Here is a 5976-nt window from a genome sequence, read left to right on the forward strand (position 1 = left end):
TAACCAATTTGCCGATATGCCCGTCGCGTTTGGTCGCTTTTAATAGTGACAGAATGCACCCATAGCTCAATTAGCTGTTGTGTCGAATTAATTTTTTGGCGGTTGGGAAAATAATAATCCACAAGCGCAACACGAGCTTCATCAAGCGGTAGAGTCACCACCTCCACAGCAAGTGATTCCACGCTTAGTACGGGTAAATTTTCCATAAGATAAATCCCCAACCCCCACTGATAATTATGATGCCGAGAACTGTAATTCCCGGTATCTTTATGATAGTTGTTTCCAGGACACGATTAAATTGCTCATCTAGAATCATCTATATCGTATATACGCGGATATCCCATATGCGATGATGGTAGTGAGAAGAGTAAGGGAAGTAGAGGTAGATGGGGAGGTAGGGGGAGTAAGTAAATATTAGAACTTGAAGCAAATGGTTAAAGAACTGGTTAGAAATCACTTCTCCACAACAAAAGCGCGAGGGACTGGTGGAATATCCGCAGATAAATATAAAACTTCTGTCTGAAGAAGACCGGGAGTTGGTGAAGCAGGCCAAGCAGCGTGCTGAGGAGTTGCGCCTCACTTTTAAGGAGTTTGTGCTGAATTGTATTAAACAAGCACTTGTGGAAGAGAGTCCCGATAGTGCAGATAGTGCAACTGCTGCCGAAATTGAAGCTTTGAAAGCTCAAATTGCCGCCCTGGAAGAGAAGGTGAATATTCCTTCTGCGACCAAATCGGAAGTACATACCCTCCAAGAGCGGTTAAATCAATTGCGGGTGGGGATTTCAAATGAAATTAAGAAGGATAGGGAGCAACTTGCTTCTTTAACGCTGGCGATCTCCCGACTTGAAAGCCAAATTGAACAGCTCATACCTTCCTTAAATCTTCAGGTGGATGGCGAAGGTAATGCCGACAGTGATAGCGACTGGATTTTTGGGGAAGGCTCAGGCAGTTTGGGAGGAGAAGATGTTGAGGGTTTTTGAAATTGGTCATAAAACAATTGTCTTGACCCAAAATAAGCCCTAATGAATTGAGACGCGCTAGTTTTAGTTGTGGATTTTCCCGTGATTGTTTTTTCCCACTCAGCCACAGATTCCAGAAACACTTTAGCACCCAACTATGTTTCAACTGACCAATCTTCGGCTAAAGCTTGTTCTGGATTGAGGATGTCAAACACAAAATGTCCACCTAGTTTTAAAACTTGTTAGACCTCAAGGATCGCAGCAGCCCAATATTCAAGTACAAAATAGCAACTAAATCCAGTGGCGATAGCTAAATCTGTCCCTACTTGCCTAGCATTGATTTCTTATGCTGTAATAGTGCAAATGTATTGCTTTTTAATGTTAAGAGCGCAGATGATGTAGTTTATATCGCCACTATCAATCAAGGCATTTTACACTATCTCAACCATTTGTAGGAGACATTAGGGTGAATATTATTTCTGAAGGTGACAATCATTTAGCTCCCTTAGATTACAGCAGTTTACTCAACAAAATCTTGGAAGTGCTGCCCAGTCAAAACCCATTCCAGTTCTCCCCAGATGACAGTCGATTGCGGATTAATATTGACAAAATCGCCGATCTGGTTGCTAATTCACAAGTGGAAAGCCCTTTGGCATCTGCTAGCGGGATTCGTTGTGCAACTATCAACCTTAGCGATCGCACAAGTAAAAATTTCCCAGAGCAAATCAGGCTAATCCGCGATCGTTTGCAAAACCTCTTGATTGCCGCATTACCACCAAACAAAACAGTAGAATCAGCGATTTCGCAATTACTGACAGATTTACAGTCTTTTCAAGGTACAAAGCCATCTCTGGGATTTACTTATCCTTTCGGAGAGTATACAGGTTTGCAAAAACAGCGGCTCAGTCTTCAGCGCCACCGTTCAGGCAGTGATTCTCTCTTGAAACTTCATAAACTAATCATCACAGTTAAAGATGTCAAGGGATTTGATTCTCAACTTTCTTCCAGTCTTGATAATTATATCCAACAAGAATTTAGCGAAGAAACTGAGAGTGATTTAGAGGAATTAAGCGACACACTAGAAGAACTGATTAAAAATCAAAAATCTGACTTTTACAAGCTCAAACGAGTCATGTATACCGAAGCTATTGGTATGCTCAAACGAGAGGCAAAAATCAGGTATTTAGAGTTTATTTTGGAGAATGTTAACGATAGTGTAGATGGCAAAATATATCTTCAAGATTTGATTCGACGGCTACGATTACTAGAAGAATATATCAATGATATCAACCGAGGGTATGGTCATTACCAAGTAAACTATGCCGGAAAGTCAGTCAACTACAGAGACTTATTTTCTCGTGCCGAAGCTTTAGATATTCTCCCCATTATTCCCTTAATCGAAGGGTATTTAGGAGAAACAAAAGATGATACTAAAGGAGAGCAGCAGTTTATTTTTGGTTTCAAACTAAAATTTGGCGGTACAGTTCAAGCTTACGGAGACAAGCCACTTTCTGTACTGGATTATTACCTCAACCTAATCGACCCAGAAAGTCAGGAACATAAGGCGGGATTAGGGGACTCTTTTAAAAGTGATTATTTCAAAGAAAAAGTATTAAAAATAATATTTTTATACTATTTTATATTTGCTTCTAGGAGTAATCCTTTAGCAGATAACTACCAAGAAAATTCAGAGCTAAATTATGAACCTGTTTCGGTCTTTGAGCAACAGGTATTACCTGTACTCAAAGGTTCTGACGAAGAAGCTAAAAAGAAAATATTTGCCAAAATTAAGGAAGGAATTGAAAAATTTAACGTCAAAATAAAAATTGAAAAACTCAGGCAGTTACTTAAGGATTTGCTCAAAGATAAGCCTATTCTAAAAAGACGAGAGTATCCGCTTTATCTCGGCGTTAAAAGAGGCATTTTAGAGCGCGATTTAGACCGCATTTTAACTGATGTTACATTTTTCAAGCCTGTCTTTGGTGAGAGGTCACGAGAAGCCCTAAAGTATATTTCCATCAGGGAGCCTCATGTTGATAGCAGCTACCTTTGCAATCTTTCTGTCAGTATTGCAGTAGAAGATATTCGCTATTTCCCCACTGATGACCGCCAAATATTTAGCATGGCGTATGATATCACAAATATTAAAGCACTACCAATTCTTTTGGTTCCTTTTACTGAAGAAACCTGTCAGAACATCTACAATAATTCTTTCAAAGATCAAAAACCAATTTTATTCATCTACAATCATAAAAAGTTACGAGAGCAAATTTTCAACAATCCTGACTCCCCCAAAGCGTTTATTTACCGATTTACTTTTTCTCTGCTTATTTATATCTGCCTGAAAGTACTGCTTGAGTCTGTCAAAGATAAACTGTTTATTCCCATTGTGCGGTTACAACTGAATACTAAGCAGAACTCCACACCAGAAGAAGAATTTATGCGCTCGCTCTCTAAAACTTTATCCCACTTATTGAGCGAAGAACATCAATCCAGTACTCAAGGATTCTGTGTCAAAAACCTGAATCCTTACAAAATTGAAAATGGTCTAAGTTCTCTTTACTCTGTACTGCCCAAAAAATTTAAATTCAACGCTTCTTCTTACAACACCCAGCTAGACAAACTAGCAATTATTATAGTCTCCAGCCGTGAGAGTGATGCCAGTTGGCGAGGTGGAGAACGAATATCAAACTTGTTAGGAGAAGTTGTAGGAGTAGAGCGTCTACAGGATGGCACAGTTCGCTTAGAAAGGCTCAACACCTTCGCAGCAAACTATGAACATCAGCAGATGTTTCAAAGACCTACTATTGTCATTGATGAAGTGGACAAATTGTACCGCCAGGGCTATCGGCACTTTATGTATATTGCCAAGTCTCCATATTCTAGCACTCTCAATATGACTCAGAGTGATGAAGATGAATCACTATTTTTCATGTCTACACCTGTACTCAAGGCTTTAAAGGGAGATAGAGACGACATCAAAATATATCCAGTATTTTTTGATAAATATTATGTGGTAAATCTAGGGCAGACTGTTAGTTCTTTGTACATACAAGACACGCTTGAACTAACAGGCTTAGTTGAAGATCCCAGCAAGAAAGCTGTTGTCTTTTTCAATCTCTTCAATGGAATTAAAGTCGGTCAAGATGACGAGCGTTACTACAACGGGGTAATTTCCTACGCCACCTTGCTAAATGTCTATGATGACATTCTAGATGATGAAGATATCCGTAGGGGACTAATTTATGACCGCGAAAACAATCCTATCAAAAATGATATCTTGCAATATCTAACCTTATTCCACTTTTCGCGTTACGAAGCTGTTCCCAGAAAGAATCGGAACATTAGCTTTAAACTTGACCCTTACGAAAACATCATTGGAGATGATGCCGTTGGTAAATTATCAGTTTTCAAGCATACCACTAGGAGTGTAAGCTTTAACTCTTTGGCGTTTTTAACTGAAGTTAGACGTGCCTTGAATGTAGAAGGAGAGGAGCGGAAATGATTGCGGAAGATTTAGGAAGATTATTTGAAATCGGCTTCAATGTTGGCATCCTTGCTTATATTCAGCAAAACCAATTGAATCACCGATTCGGAGATTTATATCAATGTGACTTACAAGCATTGCGGTTTCCACAACTGCATCGACGTATAGTTGACCGCGCTAACGTAATTAATGATAGTGATAGTAAAATCATTGCTAAGTGGAGTATATTTTTTCTCCAAAAGGGGTTTTTATCCGGCTTAAATTTCTTTAGGGAGTACCTGGAATCAACAGGTTGGAAACAGCGAAAGCTGGAAATTTTATACTACCAGTGTAACTTTTGTGATGACAACAGCCTTGGTACTCTTGTTAAGGGTGAGGAACAAGTCTTTAGAGATATCTTGTCACAATTAGGAAATATCAAGGTTGATATCGGTCGCTATAAGCAGCAAGGAGAGTTTCTTAGGGCTGATACTTTAATGCTGCTGCACAACGGCAAACAGTTTCGTATTCTCTCAGTGGATTTATCAGTGTTCTCGATTAAGTCAGCTGAAGATATTAAAGATTTAGATAATGTAGAAGTTATACGGCAATTACTGCTCAGTGAAATTAGTTATTTACGCTCAAAAAGTGTTTTCTCTGGACTTAGTATCGATACGGGAACAGACACCACAAAACTTGGATTAACCTTTTCTGAAGGGATTGCTCGTTATTTCACAGCTTTCAAGCGCAAGGACAAAGAGAGTGTCAAATTAATCCAAGCAGCCAGTTATGCTCATAGCTTCTATGAGTTTTTACGACAGCACTCTCTTCTCCAAGAAGCTGATCCCGTGATGTTTAGCATTATGGGTTACACTGACCGAGGTGTGAGTGCGATGTCAGTAAATCGAGAAAATTTAGATATCTTAAATACCTGCCACCGCATTTATAAGCAGCAACAAAGTGGTCAAGCGATCGTCGAAGCTCGTCAACAAGTTCTCAGAATCGTCAAAAGGAAAGCAGCTGAGAGTTTTGTTAATGGCAAGACATTTATAAACTCTCTTTTAGCAGTACCACCTGATACAACTACTTTGGTTACTCACCAGGAGCGAGTAACAGGGTTTTTTAACTCAAGCGGGGAAGTGCCACCTCAATTAATGGCTCAACTCGGACTGAGTGGTAGTCTAGACCTACGTTCGGCTCACACCGCACTAATTAAAACTGCCCTGACTAATGACAATCCTTATCTTTTCTTAACTGGCAATCCTGGCATTGGTAAAACCACAACCATTGTAGAATTTCTCAAACAGCATCTCGACGATGGCTTTTTGTTCTTCTATGTCAGTCCCAGAAAAAACGTTAACAAGGACGTAATTGAGAAGTTCAAGAGTCAACCGGGAGAATCATTGGGCGGGAGCATTGCAGCACCATTGGAGAATCACGGACTGTTTTGCATCAATACCAATGCAGACATTATCCCTCTTTTGTCACTCTAGGCAGAGGAAAAATAGAAATGAGGTATATTGAAGTTTTGCAAAATTGGGCGAGTCAGAT

3 protein-coding genes and 2 pseudogenes are annotated in these 5976 nt (G+C 39.6%); 3 read left to right on the forward strand and 2 right to left on the reverse strand.

The window, feature by feature from the left end; genetic code table 11:
* Nucleotides 1–206 (reverse strand): annotated as a pseudogene (locus GNE10_RS31095) (site-specific integrase); the annotation flags it as partial.
* A gap of 279 nt (nucleotides 207–485) precedes the next feature.
* On the opposite strand from GNE10_RS31095, the gene GNE10_RS31100 reads away from it, so the two are divergent.
* Complete coding sequence (locus GNE10_RS31100) at nucleotides 486–980, forward strand: hypothetical protein (RefSeq protein WP_016869161.1); 495 nt, start codon at nucleotides 486–488, stop codon at nucleotides 978–980.
* Between the two features lie 32 nt (nucleotides 981–1012).
* Here the strand turns inward: GNE10_RS31100 and GNE10_RS36615 are convergent.
* Nucleotides 1013–1276 (reverse strand): annotated as a pseudogene (locus GNE10_RS36615) (SAM-dependent methyltransferase); the annotation flags it as partial.
* 149 nt (nucleotides 1277–1425) lie between these two features.
* Here GNE10_RS36615 and GNE10_RS31105 point away from each other — a divergent pair.
* Nucleotides 1426–4464: a hypothetical protein gene (locus tag GNE10_RS31105; RefSeq protein WP_185569728.1), complete on the forward strand. Its 3039-nt coding sequence runs from the start codon at nucleotides 1426–1428 to the stop codon at nucleotides 4462–4464.
* On the forward strand, nucleotides 4461–5918 hold the full coding sequence (locus tag GNE10_RS31110) for an ATP-binding protein (protein ID WP_260447103.1): 1458 nt from the start codon (nucleotides 4461–4463) through the stop codon (nucleotides 5916–5918). The genes GNE10_RS31105 and GNE10_RS31110 overlap by 4 nt, the downstream gene beginning before the upstream one ends.
* Nucleotides 5919–5976: the final 58 nt, after the last annotated feature.

The organism is Nostoc sp. 2RC (assembly GCF_014222165.1).
Classification (GTDB): domain Bacteria; phylum Cyanobacteriota; class Cyanobacteriia; order Cyanobacteriales; family Nostocaceae; genus Nostoc; species Nostoc linckia.

Excerpts from the sequence above, each read along its gene's own strand:
- GNE10_RS31110 (WP_260447103.1), top strand. The coding sequence starts at position 4,461 with ATGATTGCGGAAGATTTAGGAAGATTATTTGAAATCGGCTTCAATGTT.